Origin of the sequence: Paenibacillus terreus (assembly GCF_042138595.1) — a bacterium.
Classification (GTDB): Bacteria; Bacillota; Bacilli; order Paenibacillales; family Paenibacillaceae; genus Paenibacillus; species Paenibacillus terreus.
In genome coordinates, this window is record NZ_JBHIRX010000037.1 from 1 (window position 1) to 1256 (window position 1256).

Annotated in this window: 2 protein-coding genes; both read right to left on the reverse strand. The window is 46.4% G+C overall.

Going from position 1 to position 1256, the window contains the following annotated elements; all coding sequences use genetic code 11:
• Positions 1-38: 38 nt before the first annotated feature.
• Positions 39-875 carry an IS3 family transposase gene (locus ACE5KN_RS30970; protein ID WP_375533330.1) on the reverse strand — a complete coding sequence of 279 codons (837 nt, stop codon included), beginning with the start codon at positions 873-875 and terminating at the stop codon, positions 39-41.
• Complete coding sequence (locus ACE5KN_RS30975) at positions 863-1180, reverse strand: helix-turn-helix domain-containing protein (RefSeq protein WP_375528913.1); 318 nt, start codon at positions 1178-1180, stop codon at positions 863-865. Before ACE5KN_RS30975 ends, ACE5KN_RS30970 begins: the two co-directional genes overlap by 13 nt.
• Between the last annotated feature and the right edge of the window lie 76 nt (positions 1181-1256).

Below are 1256 nucleotides of genomic sequence, written 5' to 3' on the forward strand. Positions count from 1 at the left end.
TGGTCAAGACCCCATTTTGTAGACATTGAAAAAAGACCCTAGGCGGTAAACTGGCGTCGGTACTCTACCGGCGTCAGTTTTTTTAGTTTTCGTTGTGGCCGTTTTCGGTTATAAAAACGAATATATTTCTCAATTTTGCTTTGTGCTTCGGTAACCGTTCGGATATGATAAGGGTAGAGTCCTTCCGTTTTAAGATGCGAGAAGAAGCTCTCCATGGAGGCATTGTCTAGGCAATTCCCTCGGCGAGACATGCTGATTTGGGCGCCAACCTTTGGCAGCATGTCGTGGTAGGCGTGAGACGTGTACTGGAATCCCTGGTCGCTGTGAACGATCAGTCCGGTCACGTCTTTCTGCTTAGCAAACGCTTTGCTGAATGTGCGGAGCACGAGTTCATTGTCGTTACGCTCGCCGATTTCGTAAGCCACGATCTCATTATTAAACAGATCCTTAATTGCCGATAGATATACCCAGCGCTCTCCAACACGATACTGGGTAATGTCAGTTACCCATTTCTGATTAGGCTTTTCCGCAGTGAAATTCCGCTTCAGGCGGTTCTCTGCTACACGCTGAGCAGGGGCATACGAGCTTATGAAGCGTCGTTTGCGACGAATTCGGGATTGAATACCGAGTATTTGCATAAGACGAAGTACCTTCTTGTGGTTCATCCAAATCCCATGATCTTGCCAAAGGAACAACTGAAGCTGCCGATAGCCATATTTCCCTTCATATCGCTGATAAGTTTGAAGCACCTGTTTCTTCGCCTTTGCATCGCGATCTTTTCGTTTACGTTTTAAATAGGCGTAATACCCGCTTCGGGACACACCAAACACGCGAGTGAGTTTCTGGATATCTCCGTATGCGGCTACCTTTTCCATGATCTGATATCTCTCTTGTTTGCTTCCTCCTTCCAGGCTACCAAGCACTTTTTTAGCAACTCATTCTCCCGTTTCAGGTTTTGCACATACCGATCCTGACTCACATATTGCTTCCGACGTCCCCGCCCATCTAGTAGTCCAAACTCTCCCTGCTCTCTATATTTCCTCATCCACTTTTTCACACGATCTGCATCCTGAATCCCCAAGTGCTCCGTGATTCGGCGATACGTCCATTTCTCTTCGACGTGAAGGCGAATCGCCTCTTTTTTCAATGCAATTGAATATGTCTTAAACTTTTGTCCCATAAAAATAACACCCCCTAGAATTTCATCGGCTAAACCCGGGGGTTTTTCCAATGTCTATTCTAAGGGGTGCACTTCA